The sequence below is a fragment of the Saccharopolyspora pogona genome (assembly GCF_014697215.1).
Classification (GTDB): domain Bacteria; phylum Actinomycetota; class Actinomycetes; order Mycobacteriales; family Pseudonocardiaceae; genus Saccharopolyspora; species Saccharopolyspora hattusasensis.
Window position 1 is genome coordinate 4,666,862 of sequence record NZ_CP031142.1, and the last position, 16,353, is coordinate 4,683,214.

15 protein-coding genes are annotated in these 16,353 nt (G+C 70.5%); 7 read left to right on the forward strand and 8 right to left on the reverse strand.

All coding sequences use genetic code 11. The features are described 5' to 3' along the window. Positions 1-137: 137 nt before the first annotated feature. Positions 138-1,817, reverse strand: coding sequence for a DUF885 domain-containing protein (locus DL519_RS21325; protein WP_190817412.1), 1,680 nt, complete (start codon positions 1,815-1,817; stop codon positions 138-140). Positions 1,818-2,070: 253 nt separating this feature from the next. Here DL519_RS21325 and DL519_RS21330 point away from each other — a divergent pair, with 253 nt between their 5' ends. After that, positions 2,071-2,739: a DUF3153 domain-containing protein gene (locus tag DL519_RS21330; protein ID WP_190817420.1), complete on the forward strand. Its 669-nt coding sequence runs from the start codon at positions 2,071-2,073 to the stop codon at positions 2,737-2,739. 3 nt (positions 2,740-2,742) lie between these two features. Here the strand turns inward: DL519_RS21330 and DL519_RS21335 are convergent, their stop codons facing one another. Next, positions 2,743-3,612, reverse strand: coding sequence for a methylenetetrahydrofolate reductase (locus DL519_RS21335; protein ID WP_190824127.1), 870 nt, complete (start codon positions 3,610-3,612; stop codon positions 2,743-2,745). Positions 3,613-3,936: 324 nt separating this feature from the next. On the opposite strand from DL519_RS21335, the gene DL519_RS21340 reads away from it, so the two are divergent. After that, positions 3,937-4,980 (forward strand): polyprenyl synthetase family protein, encoded by a 1,044-nt coding sequence (locus DL519_RS21340; protein WP_223840334.1) that lies wholly within the window; start codon positions 3,937-3,939, stop codon positions 4,978-4,980. After that, on the forward strand, positions 4,980-6,443 hold the full coding sequence (gene crtI / locus DL519_RS21345; protein ID WP_190817422.1) for a phytoene desaturase family protein: 1,464 nt from the start codon (positions 4,980-4,982) through the stop codon (positions 6,441-6,443). Before DL519_RS21340 ends, crtI begins: the two co-directional genes overlap by 1 nt. 136 nt (positions 6,444-6,579) lie before the next feature. On the opposite strand, the gene DL519_RS21350 is transcribed toward crtI, so the two are convergent. Continuing rightward, the gene (locus tag DL519_RS21350; RefSeq protein WP_190817424.1) at positions 6,580-6,945 is read right to left on the reverse strand and encodes an Rv2175c family DNA-binding protein; all 366 of its coding nucleotides are present in this window, start codon (positions 6,943-6,945) and stop codon (positions 6,580-6,582) included. Positions 6,946-7,116: 171 nt separating this feature from the next. Here DL519_RS21350 and pknB point away from each other — a divergent pair, with 171 nt between their 5' ends. Together pknB and mptB are read left to right on the forward strand one after the other, a co-directional pair. Then, on the forward strand, positions 7,117-9,102 hold the full coding sequence (gene pknB, locus DL519_RS21355; protein ID WP_223839362.1) for a Stk1 family PASTA domain-containing Ser/Thr kinase: 1,986 nt from the start codon (positions 7,117-7,119) through the stop codon (positions 9,100-9,102). A gap of 202 nt (positions 9,103-9,304) precedes the next feature. Next, a complete protein-coding gene (gene mptB / locus DL519_RS21360; protein ID WP_223839363.1) occupies positions 9,305-10,918 on the forward strand; it encodes a polyprenol phosphomannose-dependent alpha 1,6 mannosyltransferase MptB in 1,614 nt (537 codons plus the stop codon). Here the strand turns inward: mptB and DL519_RS21365 are convergent. Further along, positions 10,907-11,194, reverse strand: a complete 288-nt coding sequence (locus tag DL519_RS21365) for a LysR substrate-binding domain-containing protein (protein ID WP_223839364.1) — start codon at positions 11,192-11,194, stop codon at positions 10,907-10,909. The genes mptB and DL519_RS21365 overlap by 12 nt on opposite strands. Positions 11,195-11,297: 103 nt before the next feature. On the opposite strand from DL519_RS21365, the gene DL519_RS21370 reads away from it, so the two are divergent. Further along, positions 11,298-11,993: an aspartate/glutamate racemase family protein gene (locus DL519_RS21370; RefSeq protein WP_190817426.1), complete on the forward strand. Its 696-nt coding sequence runs from the start codon at positions 11,298-11,300 to the stop codon at positions 11,991-11,993. A 76-nt stretch (positions 11,994-12,069) separates the two neighbouring features. On the opposite strand, the gene DL519_RS21375 is transcribed toward DL519_RS21370, so the two are convergent. Together DL519_RS21375 and DL519_RS21380 are read right to left on the reverse strand one after the other, a co-directional pair. Then, the gene (locus tag DL519_RS21375) at positions 12,070-13,509 is read right to left on the reverse strand and encodes a class II 3-deoxy-7-phosphoheptulonate synthase (protein ID WP_190817427.1); all 1,440 of its coding nucleotides are present in this window, start codon (positions 13,507-13,509) and stop codon (positions 12,070-12,072) included. A 182-nt stretch (positions 13,510-13,691) separates the two neighbouring features. Next, entirely contained in the window at positions 13,692-14,168 is a 477-nt protein-coding gene (locus tag DL519_RS21380) for a pyridoxamine 5'-phosphate oxidase family protein (RefSeq protein ID WP_190817429.1), read from the reverse strand. 191 nt (positions 14,169-14,359) lie between these two features. On the opposite strand from DL519_RS21380, the gene DL519_RS21385 reads away from it, so the two are divergent. Next, positions 14,360-15,148 (forward strand): DUF308 domain-containing protein, encoded by a 789-nt coding sequence (locus DL519_RS21385; RefSeq protein WP_190817430.1) that lies wholly within the window; start codon positions 14,360-14,362, stop codon positions 15,146-15,148. A gap of 1 nt (position 15,149) precedes the next feature. On the opposite strand, the gene DL519_RS21390 is transcribed toward DL519_RS21385, so the two are convergent. Together DL519_RS21390 and DL519_RS48850 are read right to left on the reverse strand one after the other, a co-directional pair. Further along, a complete protein-coding gene (locus tag DL519_RS21390; RefSeq protein ID WP_263399680.1) occupies positions 15,150-16,016 on the reverse strand; it encodes a sugar porter family MFS transporter in 867 nt (288 codons plus the stop codon). After that, positions 16,017-16,283, reverse strand: a complete 267-nt coding sequence (locus DL519_RS48850; RefSeq protein ID WP_263399822.1) for an MFS transporter — start codon at positions 16,281-16,283, stop codon at positions 16,017-16,019. Between the last annotated feature and the right edge of the window lie 70 nt (positions 16,284-16,353).

A 16,353-nucleotide genomic window follows, 5' to 3' on the forward strand; every position in this document is an offset into this window, starting at 1 on the left:
ACGCAGGTGGCGCAAGTCATCTGCTCACGGAACGTTTCGGCACGTTTCGTGAACGGTGGCTGAACCTGGAAACAGGTGTGAGGTGAGGGGCACCCGTGACCCGGTAATCGGGTCACGGGGTGCCTCTCGCCGCGAGATCACAGCAGCGCTAGCTGCTCGCGGAGGGTGTCGAGGCCCATGCCGCCCATCTTCAGCGCCTGCGTGTGGAACTCCTTCATGTCGAACGCCGCGCCGTGGCGCTGCCTGGCCTCGTCGCGGGCCGCCCGCCAGAGGCGCTCGCCGAGCTTGTAGGACGGCGCCTGGCCCGGCCAGCCCAGGTAGCGGTCGATCTCGTCGCGGACCTGCGCCGGGTCGGTGATGGTCCGGCTCAGCATGAACTCCAGGCCCAGTTCCGGGGTCCAGCGCTCGCCCTCATGGAAACCGGTGCCGGCCGGGATCTCCAGCTCCAGGTGCATGCCGATATCGACCACCACGCGCGCCGCGCGGAAGAGCTGGTCGTTGAGCATGCCGAGCAGGTCCCCGTCGTCTTCGAGGTAGCCGAGCTCGCGCATCAGGCGTTCGGCGTACAGCGCCCAGCCCTCGCCGTGCCCCGAGACGAAGCAGGCCAGCCGCTGGAACTTGTTGAGCCGCTGCGCCTCGTGCACCGCGGTCGCGACCTGCAGGTGATGCCCGGGCACCCCCTCGTGGTACACAGTGGACACTTCGCGCCAGGTGGGGAAGTCCTGCCGGTCGGCGGGCACCGACCACCACATCCGGCCGGGCCGGGAGAAGTCGTCAGTCGGGCCGGTGTAGTAGGCGCCGACGCCGCCGCCCGGCGGGGCGATCTTGCACTCCAGCCGCATCAGCGGGTCCGGGATCTCGAAGTGGGTGCCGCGCAGGTCCTGCAGTGCCTGGTCGGACAACCGCTGCATCCACGCCTCGAACCGGTCCTGCCCGTGCACCTGATAGCGGGGGTCCGCGTCCAGCACCGCCGCGGCCTCGGCGAGCGTCGCGCCCGGCCTGATCTGGTTCGCGATCTGCTTCATCTCCGCTTCGATGCCGGAGAACTCCTGCCATCCCCACTCGTACGCCTCTTGCAGGTCGAGGCGGGCACCGGTGAAGTACCGCGACCACAACCGGTACCGCTGCTCGCCGACGGCGTCCTTCTCCGGTGCCTTCGGCAGCAGCTCGCCGCGCAAGAAGTCGGCCAGCCCGGCGAAGGCTTCGGCGGCCGATCCGGCCGCGGAGTCGAGGTCACGGCGCAGCGACTCGTCCACACCTTCGGCCCGCGCGACCATCGCCGCGAAGAACGACTGCCCGTCGCGCCCGGACCAGGTGTCGCACTGCTCCGCGACCTTGCTGACCTGCCGGACCGCCGAAACGTTGCCGTCGGCGGCCGCCGCCAGCAGCCCGGCGCGCACGCCCAGCACCGCTCCGGGCATCACCGACAGGCGGCGGGCGATCGTGCGCCACTGCTCCGGGGTGTCGGTCGGCATCAGGTCGAAGACCTGCCGGAGTCCCTGCACCGGGCTGGCGATCACGTTCAGCGCCGCCATGTCCGCGCCGGCCTCGTGCAGCTCCAGGTCCAGGCCGATCCGCTCGGCGAACACCGCTTGCGCGATCCGCTCCGAGTCATCGGCCGGCTCGGCCGCCTGCACCGCGGCCAGGCTGCGGCGGGCGAGTTCCGCACGGGCCCGGTACCCGTCCGGCGAGTAGTCGGTCAGTTCTTCTTCCCGATCGGGTACGCCCAGGTAGGTTCCGGCGACCGGATCGAGCGAGACCAGCTCGGTGACGAACCGGTCGCTGATCTCGTGCACGCCGTTGTGGTCAACTCCCATGCCCGCCACGCTATCGCGCACCAACGACCCACACGCCCCGCGGCGAAGCCAGATCCGCGGAAATAGGGCAGCCCCGCTCAGCCAGGGCAGGGTGCAATTTCGCGAGAAATTGACGTTCACCTGGGTGACGGTCAATTTCTCGCGAAATTGCGTCAACCCCGGCTGGCCATCCGCACGCGGTGTCGGGCAGGCTGCGCACTCTTTCAAGTTCGCGGGGCAGCGGAAACGTGGTGCGGGTGGGAAGATCGCCCGAGTGGACGCCAAGACGCCGCGCGGCCGCGCCGCGCTCCTGACGGTCCTGATCGGCGTGCTCGGCACGCTGCTCAGCGGGTGCCTGCACGTCAACGCCGCGCTGAACATCTCCGGCGAGGACCTGGTGTCCGGCGAGGTCCAGCTGTCCACCCAGATCGCCGACGGCCAGGCCCCGTTCCGGTTGCAGCCGCCCGAGAACCTCGCCGACCGGGTGCAGGTCACGCCGAACGACGATGGCGGGCGGACCGGCTCGCACCTGTCGTTCCACGACCTGACCTTCCCCGAGGTCGAGCAGCTCGCCGAGGCGCTGAGCCCCACCGACTCCCGGTATCGGCTGCTCCTGTCCCGATCCGGCTCGCTGGTGTTCTTCGAGGGTTCGGCGGACCTGACCCCGCTGGCCGACACCGACTCCGGCGTCGACCTGAAGATCAGCGCACCCGGCGAGATCACCAACACCAACGGCCAGGAGAGCGCCGGCACGGTCACCTGGTCGCTGCAGCCCGGCTCGGTCACCGAGCTGTCGGCCACCTACCAGTTCTCCAACGCCGCCGGCATGGACTGGATCGGCTGGGCGCTGCTGGTCGGCGCGCTCACCTTCGGCGCCGCAATCGTCGTGGCGCTGCTCGCGCTGCGCACCCACATCCGCACCCGGGCGGAGCAGAACGCCTGAGCCTCAGAGGCCGAGGTTGGCCACCACCTGGCGCGTCGCCTTCGAGCGGTTGAGGGTGTAGAAGTGCAGCGCGGGCACGCCTTCGGCGATCAGCCGCTCGCACAACCGGGTCACCAGGTCCACGCCCGCTGCGCGGAACCCCGCCGGGTCCTCCGCCAGCGGCATCAGCTGCTCCGACACCTCCGAAGGCACCGGCACCCCGGCGAGCCCGCCGAACTTTCCCAGCACCCGCGGGGTGGTGATCGGCATGACGCCCGGCAGCAGCGGCACGTCGCAGCCGCGGGCGACCATCCGATCGCGCAGCCGCAGGAAGTACTCCGGCTCCAGGAACAGCTGGGCGATGGCGAACCCGGCACCGGCCCGGATCTTGCGCACCAGGTGGTCCGCGTCGACGTCCAGGTCGGTGGAACGCGGGTGGCCGTGCGGGAAGGCCGCCACCCCGACGCAGAACTCGCCGAGCTCGCGGACCAGCCGGACGAGCTCCTCGGCGTAGGTCAGCCCCTCGGGGTGCTGGCGCCATTCGCCGTTCGGGTCGCCCGGCGGGTCGCCGCGCACGGCCAGCACGTTCTGCACCCCAGATGCCGCGTACCAGCCGATGACGTTGCGCAGTTCGGCGACCGAATGGTCCACGGCGGTCAGGTGCGCCATCGGCATCAGCGTGGTCTCCTGCGCGATGCGACCGGTGGTGCGGATGGTGCGGTCCCGGCTGGATCCGCCAGCGCCGTAGGTCACCGAGACGAACGCGGGGTCCAGCGGTTCCAGTTCCCGGACCGCCCGCCAGAGGATGCGCTCCTCGTCATCGCTGCGCGGCGGGAAGAACTCCACCGAAAAAGTCGTCTTCTCGGTGTTCAACCGATCCACCACCGCCGTCATGCCGAACAGGATAGTGAACCGTCCCACGACCGGTTTCACATGGCGGTTCGAGCAAGCGGCCCGCGCAGGAGCCGCTTGACGCCGATTCGCGCACATCCGGGTGCGGGGGCGCACCCTGCAATGCTCGAAGAGGGCACCGCAAGGACATCCGGCTACGCTCCGGAGTCAATCTGGTGACTCCGAGCACCCCTTCGGACCCGGCCGTCACCACTCGGTGGCATCGCGGAGGATGGAGGTGTGCGCCCATCGAATTCGACCGCTGTGCAAGCAACCGGCAAGGACGACGTCGCCGTGGAACTCGACCTCCCAGGTCAGGTCCAGCACATGCTGACCGAATACCTGCAGACCCGCCGCGCCGAGGCAGCCGGCCTCGACCCGGCGTTCGCGGCTGCGGTGGCCGAGCTCTCCGGGTTCGTCCTCGGCGGCGGGAAGCGGATCCGCCCGACCTTCGCCTGGTGGGGCTGGCGGGCGGCCGGCGGACCGGCCGAGGGGCCGACGGCGCAGGCGATGCTGCGGGCCGCGAGCGCGCTGGAGCTGCTGCAGGCCTGCGCGCTGGTGCACGACGACCTGATCGACGAGTCGGACACCCGGCGGGGCAACCCGACGGTGCACCGCAAGTTCGAGCAGATCCACCGCGAGTCCGGGTTCTCCGGTGGTGCCACCCAGTTCGGGCTGGCCGCCGCGGTGCTGCTCGGGGACCTCGCGCTGTCCTGGGCCGACGACATGCTGCACAGCGCTGGGATCGCGCCGCAGGCGCTGGCCCGCGCGCTGCGCCCGTGGCGCGCGATGCGCACCGAGGTGCTCGCCGGCCAGTACCTTGACGTGCTCGGCCAGTTCCGCGGCGACGAGACGCCGCAGGCTGCGCTGCAGATCTGCCAGCTCAAAGCCGCTTCCTACACCGTGCAGCGGCCGCTGGAGCTGGGCGCGGAGATCGCCGGCGCAGGCCCGGAGGCGCTGCAGGCGCTGCGCCGCTTCGGTTCCGACATCGGTATCGCCTTCCAGCTCCGCGACGACCTGCTCGGCGTCTTCGGCGACCCGGAGGTGACCGGCAAGCCCGCCGGGGACGACCTGCGCGAGGGCAAGCGGACAGTGCTGATCGCCGAGGCCGTGGCGGCGGCCCACGGGCAGGCCGACCAGCCCGCGCTGGACCTGCTGCGCGACGTGCTCGGCGACCCCGAGCTGGACGCAGACCGCGTCGAGCAGGCACGACAGGTGCTCACCCGGCTCGGCGCGGTCGAGGCCGTGGAGAAGCGGATCACCGATCTGACCGGGTCGGCGATGCTCGCGCTGCACACCGCTGGGTTGGCCGAACCGGCCGCGTCCCGGCTGGCCGAGCTGGCGATCGCGGTCACCGACCGCAGCCACTGATGCGCACGGTATCCGGCCGGACCGATCACGTCGTGGTCGTCGGCGCTGGGCTGGCCGGGTTGTCGGCGGCCCTGCACCTGGCGGGCGCCGGGCGGCGCGTGACGGTCGTCGAACGCGCCGGACTGCCCGGCGGGCGGGCCGGATTGCACGAGCTCGCCGGGTATCGGATCGACACCGGCCCGACCGTGTTGACCATGCCCGAGCTGGTCGACGAAGCCTTGGGCGCGGTCGGCGAATCGTTGTCCGAGCGCCTCGACCTCATCCCGCTGCATCCGGCCTACCAGGCACGGTTCGCCGACGGCTCGACGCTCGACGTGCACACCGACGCCGCCGCGATGGAGGAGGAGGTGCGGCGGTTCGCCGGGCCCGCGGAGGCGGCCGGGTACCGGCGGCTGCGGCGCTGGCTGACCGAGGTGTACCGGGCGGAGATGCACCGCTTCATCGACGCGAACTTCGACTCGCCGCTGGGCCTGCTGTCGCCGGAGCTGGCGCGTCTCGCGGCGCTCGGCGGTTTCGGTCGGCTCGGCCCGGCGATCGGCCGGTTCCTGTCGGACCAGCGGCTGCGCCGGGTCTTCTCCTTCCAGGCCCTCTACGCGGGACTGGACCCGCGCCGCGCGCTCGCCCTGTACGCGGTCATCTCGTACATGGACACCGTCAACGGCGTGTGGTTCCCGCGCGGCGGCATGCATGAGGTCCCGACCGCGCTCTCCGATGCGGCGGCGGGCGCGGGCGTCGAGTTCCGCTACAACGCCGAGGTGACCGAGCTGGAGCGGCGGGGCGATCGGATCGCCGCGGTGCGCACGTCAGACGGTGCCCGCATCGCGGCCGATGCGTTCGTGCTCACACCCGACCTGCCGGTCGTGCACGAGCTCCTGGACCACCGCCCGCAACGGCGGTTGCGCTGGTCACCGTCGGCGGTGGTGCTGCACGCCGGGACCACCCGCGGCTGGTCCGGCGCCCACCACACGATCTCCTTCGGCGCGGCCTGGCACGGCACGTTCACCGAGATCATCCGCGACGGCAGGCTGATGACCGACCCGTCGCTGCTGATCACCCGCCCGACCGCGACCGATCCGTCGCTGGCACCCGACGGCCGCGAGCTGCACTACGTGCTCGCTCCGTGCCCGAACCTGCGCACGGGGCCGATCGACTGGGACCGGGTCGGCCCGGCCTACCGCGACGAGCTGCTGGGCACGCTGGAACGGCGCGGCTTCACCGGCTTCGGTGCCGCGATCGAGGCGCAGCAACTGGTCACCCCGGCGGACTGGGCGGCCCAGGGGCACGCAGCAGGAACACCGTTCTCAGCTGCGCACACCTTCGCGCAGACAGGGCCGTTCCGGCCGCGGAACCTGGTGCGCGGCCTGGCCAACGCCGTGCTCGCCGGCTCCGGCACGACACCCGGCGTCGGAGTTCCGCCGGTCTTGTTGTCCGGCAAGCTCGCCGCACAACGCATCACCGGCTGACCGATGTTCGCGCGGCTCAAAGCCCGTGAGTACTTCTGGGCGCCATAGCCCCCAGAAGTAATCACGGGTACTGGTTCAGGACTCCGGACCGGCTGCGCTCGCGACTCGCCGGGCCGCCCGAACCCTTCCGATGGCCTCAGAAACCCATCGCCTGGGCCCGCCGCTTCACTTCCCGGCCGCGGTCGCCGCGCAGGGCGTCGATCGGCGTTCCGGGCAGCGAGTCGTCCGGGGTGAACAGCCACCGCAGGATCTCGTCCTCCCGGTAGCCGTTGTCCCGGAGCAGCGTGATCGTGCCCGCCAGGCCCTTCACCACTTCGGTGTCGGTGAGGAACGCGGTGGGCACGCCCAGCACGCCGTTCCTGCGCAGAGCGAGCAGATGGCCATCTCGGATCAGTTGGTGCACCCGGGTCACGGGCTGACCGAGCCGCTCGGCGACGTCAGGCAGCGGGACAACCTCCACATCGGGAGCGAGCACATCCGGGGTAGCAGGGATCGCACTCACGCTGCACACCTTGCCACATGACCGACCGCGATGCCGTGCACCTCACGAGTTATCTTCGGCCTACGATCAAGATCGTGATCGTTCCCACATCCGAGTGCGGAGGTGTTCCCCGGACCGCCCGCGCGGCCTGCCACAATCGGGTTGGAAAGGTTACCCGGCGGTTGGCGGAAGATGACTCCTGAGACACGCTCCAGCGGCGGCGCGAGCCTCGTCGGAGCCATGCTCGAACGCCGTTACCGGGTCGATTCGCTGATCGCCCGCGGCGGCATGTCCACGGTCTACCGCGGCCTGGACACCCGGCTGGACCGGCCGGTGGCCATCAAGGTGATGGACGCCCAGTACTCCGGCGACCGCTCGTTCGTCGAGCGCTTCGAGCGCGAGGCACGTGCGGCGGCCCGGCTGCACCACCCCGACATCGTCGCCGTCTACGACCAGGGCGTGGACCACGGCCTAGCCGGCGACCACGTGTTCCTGGTGATGCAGCTCGTCGAGGGCTGCACGCTGCGCGATCTGATCATGGACCGGGGTGGCCGCCTGCCGCTGGCGATGGCGCTGAGCGTCATGGCGCCGGTGCTCTCGGCGCTGGGCGCCGCGCACCAGGCCGGCATGGTGCACCGCGACGTCAAGCCGGAGAACGTGCTGATCGGCACCGGCGGCTCGGTCATGGTCGCCGACTTCGGTCTGGTCAGGGCTGCGGCCGAGGCGGGCACGACCAGCGGCGGCGTCATCCTGGGCACCGTCGCGTACCTGTCGCCGGAGCAGGTGACCACCGGGGCCGCCGACGCTCGCTCCGACGTCTACGCCGTCGGGATCGTGTTCTACGAGATGCTGACCGGCCGCCCGCCCTACGTCGGCGACACCGCGCTTTCGGTGGCGTACCGGCACGTCAACGACGACGTCCCGCCGCCGAGCGAGCTGGCCCCGGAGATCCCACCGGCCGTCGACGACCTCGTCTTCCGCGCCACGCGGCGCGACTCGGCGCAGCGCCCGGGGAGCGCCGAGGCGTTCCTCGCCGAGCTGGAGCGGGTGCGCACCGAACTCGGCATCGCCCCGGTGGCCGTGCCGGTCCCGGCGTCCGAGGAGCGCACCAGGCAACTGACGCCGTCGGTCGCGGCCGGAGATCCGCCGACCGAGCAGATCCCGGCCGTCCGCGACACGTCCGTCGGCCCGCAGCGCACCCGTGCGATGGCGCGCCCCGCCACCGGCGACCACACCGAGGAGTTCTCCAGCGTCGCCGCTGCGCCCAGCGGGCCGGAGCGGGATCGCCGCCGCGGCAGGCGGACGGTCGCGGTGTGGACCGTCGTGGTCCTGGTGCTGGCCGCGCTGGTGGGGGGCGCGGCGTACTGGCTGGGCATCGGCAGCTACGTGCAGGTTCCGCGCGTCGTCGGCGAGCAGGAGGCAGCGGCGCAGCAGACGCTGGAGGGCGCGGAGCTGACCGGCAACGTCGCCAAGGAGTACAACAACACCATCGCCGAAGGCGTGGTGATCAGCTCCAACCCGGGCGAGGGCTCCCGGGTGCGCAGCGGCGGAACCGTGGATCTCGTCGTCTCGCTGGGCAAGCCCAAGGTTCCGCAGGTCGCCGAGGGCACCACGGTGGCCGAGGCGGAGAGCGCGATCCGCAACGCCAAGCTGCAGCCCAAGCACGACGAGTCCGGCGACCAATACCACACCACGGTGCCCGAAGGCAGGGTCATCAGTGTCAACCCCGCCCCCGGCACCGCACTGAACATCAGCGCCGAGGTCACCCTGATCGTCAGCAAGGGCCCGCCCCCGGTGAAGGTGCCCGACGTGCGCGGGATGAGCCGGGACGACGCCTTCACCACGCTGCGCAACGCCGGCTTCGACCCCTACGAGGCGGGGCGCCAGTTCGACTCCGGCGTCGACGGCGACCACGTCATCAGCACCGATCCGGCCATCGGCAGCGAACTCCGGCTGGTCGGCCAGCCGCGGATCGGCGTGGTGCTGTCCAACGCGGTCCAGGTGCCCAGCCTCAACGGTGTTCAGGTGGACGAGGCGAAGCAGCAGGTCGCCGCGCTGGGACTGCAGCTGAGCGTGCAGGCGTTCTTCGAGCGGCCGAACATGGTGATCTTGGGCCAGTACCCGCTTCCCGGCAGCCGGGTCGAGCCCGGCACGACGATCCACGCGACCGCTTTCTGAGCACCGGTTCGCGGGTGCGCACCCGCCGAGCGGCCAGAAATGAACGACGCGCAATGTGATCCTGATCTCTTCTCGTCGCTGTAACGTTTTCGCCCTGCCAGGGTCTACCAGCGGGGACTCGACGGGCGGCCGTCACCGAAAAGCGGGACCAAAGGCCACGACAGGACCGATCTGACCTGGTCACGGCGGCTCGGACGGACGGTTGTGGAACTATTGGGAGCACAATGCCCCGAGTGTTTCGATCGAGTCGGCCCCCGACTGGTCCGAACGGACCAACAACACCACAGCCGACCTGCCCAGTCTCGGCGGACGTCGGCCACCTCGTCGTCCGCTGCCCTTGCGCACCATCGCATTGGGCGCGATCGGGTCCGTGCTGCTGCTGATCGGCTCCTTCGGCGCCGGCGGGACGCTCGTCCACGACCCCGTCCTCGGTTCCGGGCCGCTGTCGGTGCTGCGCTACGGCCACGGTCGCGATGTGGCGGTGACGGTCGTCTACGTCGGCTTCGCACTACTGGTGTGGGCGTGGGTGCGGCTGGGTCGCGGGGTGATCGCGCACCTGGTGACCTCCCGCGGCGTGCTGTGGGCGACCGCCGCCTGGCTTGGCCCGATGCTCATCGCGCCGCCGCTGTTCACCCGCGACGTCTACAGCTACCTGGGCCAGGGCCTGCTGGCGCTGAACGGCCTCGACCCCTACGGCGTCGGCCCGTCCGCCCTGACCGGCCCGATCCCGGAGAACGTGCACCCGACCTGGCAGACCACGCCCGCCCCGTACGGGCCGCTGTTCATGGGCGTCGCCAAGGGCGTGATCCTGCTGGCCGGGCACGACATCATCGCCAGCGTCATCGTGATGCGGCTGGTGCTGCTGGGCGGCCTGGTGATGCTGATCTGCGCCCTCCCGGGCCTGGTCCGGCACCTCGGCGGGCGGCTGCCGGTCGCGCTCTGGCTGGTCGCGGCCAGCCCGATGACGGTGGTGCACCTGGTCGGCGGCCCGCACAACGACATGCTGATGATCGGGCTGCTGTCGGTCGGCACGCTGCTGATGCTCGAAGGCAAGAACGTCGCCGGGATCGCGCTGGTGTCGGCGGCGATGGCCATCAAGGCGACCGCCGGGCTCGCCCTGCCGCTCCTGGTGTGGATCTGGGCATCCCGGCTGGAGGGGCCGCTGTGGCGACGCTTCCTCCGCGCCGTGTTCCCGGCGGTGGGCGTGTTCGTGGTGGTCTTCGGCGCTTGCACGGCGCTCGCCAAGGTCGGTTTCGGCTGGCTTTCCGCGCTGTCCGCGCCCGGCATGATCGTCAACTACCTGTCCACGCCGACCGCCGTGGGGCAGGCGCTACACAGCCTGGTGTCGCTGTTCGGCGAGACCAACATCTGGCCTTTCGTAGGCGCCACGCGCACGCTCGGCTCGGTGCTTTTGGTGGCGATCCTCGCCTGGAACTGGTGGCAGGCCCGCGACGGCGGGCCCGAGGCGGTGCGCCGGGCGGCCATCGTGCTGTGCTGCGGCGCGCTCCTGTCGCCGGTCCTGCTGCCGTGGTACACGACCTGGGGCTTGGCCCTGGGCAGCGCCTTCCTCTGGACTCCGCGGGCGCTGTCCTACGTGGTCGGCGCCTCGATCGCGCTGGTGCTGGCCTACTACCCCGATGGCGAGCAGGCGATGTACAACTGGCCGTTCGTCGCGGTCGGGATCGGCGCCGCCCTGCTCGGCGCGCTGTCGCTGGTCCGCTTCGACCCGCTGGGTCTGAGCAGCACCTTCGGCAAGCTGTCGCGCACGGTCACAACTGGTCACCTGCCTCGCGAAGTGCATGGATCACAGCGCTGACGAACCCACCCCGGCCAGGTCGCGGTGGTGCACCAGGAACAGCTGGCGATGTTGTTCCGGGTCCGCGGCGACGACGTGCACCCTCGGGTCCCAGAACGCGGTCAAGGCGAGTCGGGGCAGCAGCGCCACCCCGAGCCCGGCCGCGACCCATGCCTGGGTCACCACGTAGTCGTCCGTTTCGTGGTGGATCTCCGGGTGGAAGCCGGCGGATCGGCAGACCTCGACGAGGTGGGCGGTGCACGATGGGCACCCGGCGATCCACCGCTGCGCGTCCACGCCCCAGGTTTCGCTTGGGACCGCACCAAGCAAGATCCGGCTACCGGAACCTGCGGCCGCAGGTGAGGCTGTCGGGCACGAGGTCGTTCGACGAGGAGGGCGCATGCGCACGATCGGGATGCTCGGCGGGATGAGCTGGGAATCCTCCGCCGAGTACTACCGGCTGCTGAACGAGGAGAGCCGCGCTCGGCTGGGCGGGTACAACACCGTGCCGAGCGTGCTGTACAGCGTGGATTTCGCCGAGATCGTGGCCATGCAGGAGACCGGGGACTGGGCAGCGGCGGGCCGGCACCTGGCCGACGCCGCGCGGCGGGTGCGACGCGCCGGGGCGGATCTGGTCCTGCTCTGCACCAACACGATGCACCAGGTCGCCGAAGCGATCGAGGCAGCGATCGACGTGCCGTTCGTGCACATCGTCGACGCCACCGGCGCACGGATCGCGGCCGCCGGTCACACCCGAGTCGGCCTGCTGGGCACCCGCTACACCATGGAGCTCGACTTCTACCGGGCGCGGATGCGCGACCAGCACGGCATCGACGTGATCGTCCCGGCGGAACCCGACCGCACCCTGGTGCACGACGTCATCTACCAGGAGCTGACCCGCAACCGCGTCGAGGACGGCTCCCGCGAGCAGTACGTGCGCGTCGTGGAGGGCCTGGCCGAGCGCGGCGCCGAGGCCGTGATCCTCGGCTGCACCGAGATCACCCTGCTGCTCGGCCCGGACGACAGCCCGCTGCCGCTGTTCGACTCCACCCGCCTGCACGTCGCGCACGCCCTCGACATCGCCCTCGCCAAGTGACGAATCGGGCTGCGCGAAACGTGGGAGGGCCCGGAACCGCTCTGGTTCCGGGCCCTCCCACGTGCTTCCTGCTGGTTCAGCCGCGCAGCATCTCCGCGACCAGGAACGCCAGCTCCAGCGACTGCTGGGTGTTCAGGCGCGGGTCGCAGGCCGTCTCGTAGCGGCCCGCCAGGTCGGCATCGGAGATCTCCTGGGCGCCGCCGAGGCACTCCGTGACGTCCTCGCCGGTCAGCTCGATGTGGATACCGCCCGGGTGCGTGCCGAGCCGGTGGTGCACCTCGAAGAAGCCCTGCACCTCGTCCACGATCCGGTCGAAGTGCCGGGTCTTGTAGCCGGTGCTGGCCTCGTGGGTGTTGCCGTGCATGGGGTCGCACTGCCAGATCACCTGGTGCCCGGAGGCGGTGACCTTCTCCACGATCGACGGCAGCACGTCGCGCACCTTGCCGTTGCCCATCCGGCTGATCAGGGTGAGCCGGCCGGGCTCGTTGTTCGGGTCCAGCCGCTCGACGTACTCGACGGCCTGCTCGGGCGTGGTGCCCGGGCCGATCTTGATGCCGATCGGATTGGAGATCAGCTCGGCGAACGCGATGTGCGCGCCGTCCAGTTGGCGGGTCCGCTCCCCCACCCACAGGAAGTGTCCGGACAGGTCGTACAGCCGCGGCTGGTCGCCGGAGGTGTCCAGCCGGAGCATGGCGCGCTCGTAGTCCAGCACCAGCGCCTCGTGGCTGGCGTAGAACTGCACCGCGTGCAGGCTGGAGTCGTCGACGCCGCAGGCGGACATGAAGCGCAGGCCGCGGTCGATCTCGGCGGCGACCGACTCGTAGCGCTCACCGGCCGGCGAGTTGAGCACGAAGTCCTTGTTCCAGTCGTGCACCTTGGTCAGCGCGGCCATCCCGGCGCTGGTCAGCGCGCGGGAGAGGTTCATCGCGGCGCTGGCGTTGGCGTAGGCGCGGATCAGCCGCGACGGGTCGTGGCGGCGTGCCTGCTCGGTGGCCACCAGCGAGTTGATCATGTCGCCGCGGTAGGACGGCAGGCCCAGCGCGTCGGTGTTGCTGGACCGCGGCTTGGCGTACTGCCCGGCGATCCGGCCGACCTTGACCACCGGCATGCTCGCGCCGTAGGTCAGCACCACCGCCATCTGCAGCAGCGTGCGGATGTTGCCGCGGATGTGCGGCTCGGTGTTGTCCGCAAACGTCTCCGCGCAGTCCCCGCCCTGCAGCAAAAAGGCCTCGCCCCTGGCGACTGCGGCGAGGTGCTGACGCAGCTGGTTCACCTCGGAGGGAACAGTCACCGGCGGCACGCTCTCCAGCACCTTCCGGACGTTGCCGGCCTGGTCCTGGTTCGGCCACTGCGGCTGCTGCACGGCGGGACGGGCCAGCGCGTCGTCGAGGCGGGCGCGCATCTCCGGCGGCAGCGGTGGCAGCTCGGGCAGGTCATCTACGGGGACGTCGACGGTCCATGATTTCAAACCAGACGCATCGGTGCCTTGAGCTGCGCTTACAGGGTCAGTGGGCATGAACTAATCCTCGATCGGTGATGCGTCATCATTGGGTCTAGCTTCGCGTCGTTCCAGCCGGGCAGCCATGGACCACCGGCACGTCGACGGTCCAGTTCACGTTCCCAGAATAAGCGCTGGGCGCTACCCCTTTAACTCCGGGAGAGCCGTCCCACATAGCGGATCGCCCAGCGGGCTTCGATTCAGCACGCGCCGCCGAGTTTGCGGTGGTCCCAGGTGATCGTCCGCATCGGGGCAAAGCGCAGCCCGACGCGCTTCGCCGCCTTGGTGCGCAGGGCATCCCGAGCTTCCTCGCTCGCCACGAGACCGCTCGGGGCCGCCCCGTCGTAGCGTTCGGCCAGGCCCATGCCGATGCGCTCGACGTCCTCTGGGGCCTCCAGGACCTCCACGTCGCACTCCAGCGAGACGCCACGCAGCTCGCCGTACACCGTGCCGGTCTCCAGCAGCAGCGTGGCCCGCGGGTCCCGGCGCAGGTTCAGCGTCTTCTGCGACCGGCCGTAGGACCACACCTCGATCACGGGGCCGTCGTGCACGAAGCACATCGGCACCAGATGTGGCCGCCCATCGCTCTTCAGCGTCGCCAGCACAACAATCCGGCGCTGGGCGATGAAGTCGACGATCTCGTCCTCGGACATGGTGATCTGGCCGCGTCGCGACATGCGTGCTCCGGGTTCCGCTGCGCCGATGGTGCGTCGATCTTGTTCCGGGAGACCCCACCGCGTCAACGCAGACCCCGAGGACGCCGCCCGGGAAGATCATCCGAATCGGCCTCGACCATCGCAAACCGGCCCTGACGCGACACCTCTGGCGCTAGGCTCTCGCCCCGTCGACGACGCGAGAGAAGCGGCCGGTGACGTGGGGACCGGGTCAGCAACCACGGCAGGAAGCGCAGCCGGAGCGCAAGGCGATGTCGAAGCGGTTGTGGCCGATCAGCATCCTCGCCGACGTCGCCGCGGTGGTCGCGTTGCTGATGAGCTCGACGCAGAACGTCGCCGTGGTCATCGCCGCGATCGCACTGCTGCTGGGCGTGGTGCACCTGTGGGCGAGCTTCGGCAAACCCGTCGACCGGTGGGTGGTGCTGTCAGTCGTCGGGATCGTGGCAGGGGCAGCCATGATCGCCGTGGTGGCCACCCGATCACTACTGGCGGTGCCCGATCAGGCGAGCGGCCAGGCGACCGATCTGCCGCACCAGACCAGCCCGACCACGCCCAACCCGACCACACCGCGGCAGCCGGCCACCACCTCGGCGTCGCAGACCAGCTCCACCTCCGCCGACCCTGCGGTCGGCCGCGAGAGCGGCGACAAGCCGATCGTGCTGACCAGCGGCTACGCCCTGGATCTGGATTCCGCCGAACCGCTTTGGGTCGCCAAGCGGACGGAGGACTCTTCCGGGCACGACCTCGAAAACAGCTCTGGCTACCTCTACGCGCGCGAGGACATCGCGGTGGCCACCGCCCAGGCGACCTTCGAGGACTGCGTGCGGGCCGGCTACTACAGCTCGATCAGCAGCAACTACCTCGTCACCGGCGCCGCGTTCTGCGTGAAGACGACCACCGGCGCCTACGGGCGGATCGTCGTCCGCGATGCCCAGGGCTCGAAGCTAGTGCTGGACGTCGTGGTCTGGAAGAAGCCGAGCTAGCTCAGCGCGCCGCGGCTTCCCTCTGCCAGGTTTCCTCGACCGCGTCCGCGTCGTAGCCCACCGGCTCCCAGCGCTTGGGCAGCAGCGCCACCAGATCCATCAGCGGGGCGAGCGCGATCACCCAGAACACGCCGCTGCCCAGGGACGCGCTGAGCACCGGGAAGAAGAACAGCGCCAGCGTGGAGCCGACCCGCAGGGTGCCCTGGTTGAAGCCGATCCCAGTGCCGCGCATCGTCGTCGGGTAGCTCAGCGACGCGAAGCTCATGAAGTGCGCGCCCGGCCCGGATGCCTGCGCGAACATGAACGCGCCCAGCGCGAAGATCGCGAACAGCACGTACGCGGTCGCCGACGGCTTGCCGATGAGGGCCAGCATCACCAGCGACGTCAGCTGCACGGCGAACCCGGCGAACGTCATCTTCCAGGCACCGGCCTGATCGTGTTCAGCGCCCTGGGCGAGGATGCTCGCGATGATGATCGGCAGCCCGTACGCGACCGCGTTGTAGCCGAAGGTCTGGGTGAGGCCGATGGCCAGCGCCTGGAAGGTCCGGGCGCGGTAGCGGCGCTGGAACAGCTGCGCGAAGTCCCGCAGCCCGCGACGCTCACTCTTGGGCTCGATGACCTCCGCGTCCGGTGCCACGACCGCGTTGACGGCGTAGGAATTGCGCAGGATCTTCGCGGCCCGCTCCAGGTCTTCATGGTTGGCCGCCCAGAACGGCGACTCGTTCATGTACTTGTTGCGCACCAGCAGGATCATCAGCGCGGGCACCGCACCGAAGCCGACGGTCAACCGCCACAGCAGGCATTGGCGCTCGTCCGGCAGCGCGAAGTACAGCGCCATGATCACCAGGTAGCAACCGCCGGTGACCACCTACCAGGCCGGTGACCACGCGACGGTGCGCGAGCCCTTGCTGCCCTTGCCCTTGAGCCGGGAGAACTCGGCCAGGAAGGCCATGGCGACCGGGATGTCCATGCCGACGCCGAAGCCCATCAGGAACCGGAAGAAGACCAGGACCTCCATGTTCGGCGCGAGCGCGCAGCCGAGCGCGGAGACCACGAAGAACAGCATGTCCGCCATGAACACGCGGCAACGGCCGAGCCGGTCCACCAGCAGGCCGCCGAGCCAGGCGCCGAAGATCGCGCCGACGCTGACGGACGCGGTGACCGCGCCCGCCCGGCCGGGGAGAGCCCGAACTGCTGCTTGATGT

Coding starts and splice junctions, on each gene's coding strand:
- DL519_RS21325 (WP_190817412.1), bottom strand. CDS start 1,817: ATGGGAGTTGACCACAACGGCGTGCACGAGATCAGCGACCGGTTCGTC.
- DL519_RS21335 (WP_190824127.1), bottom strand. CDS start 3,612: ATGACGGCGGTGGTGGATCGGTTGAACACCGAGAAGACGACTTTTTCG.
- DL519_RS21340 (WP_223840334.1), top strand. CDS start 3,937: ATGCTGACCGAATACCTGCAGACCCGCCGCGCCGAGGCAGCCGGCCTC.
- DL519_RS21380 (WP_190817429.1), bottom strand. CDS start 14,168: ATGTCGCGACGCGGCCAGATCACCATGTCCGAGGACGAGATCGTCGAC.
- DL519_RS21370 (WP_190817426.1), top strand. CDS start 11,298: ATGCGCACGATCGGGATGCTCGGCGGGATGAGCTGGGAATCCTCCGCC.
- crtI (WP_190817422.1), top strand. CDS start 4,980: ATGCGCACGGTATCCGGCCGGACCGATCACGTCGTGGTCGTCGGCGCT.
- pknB (WP_223839362.1), top strand. CDS start 7,117: ATGACTCCTGAGACACGCTCCAGCGGCGGCGCGAGCCTCGTCGGAGCC.
- DL519_RS21375 (WP_190817427.1), bottom strand. CDS start 13,509: ATGCCCACTGACCCTGTAAGCGCAGCTCAAGGCACCGATGCGTCTGGT.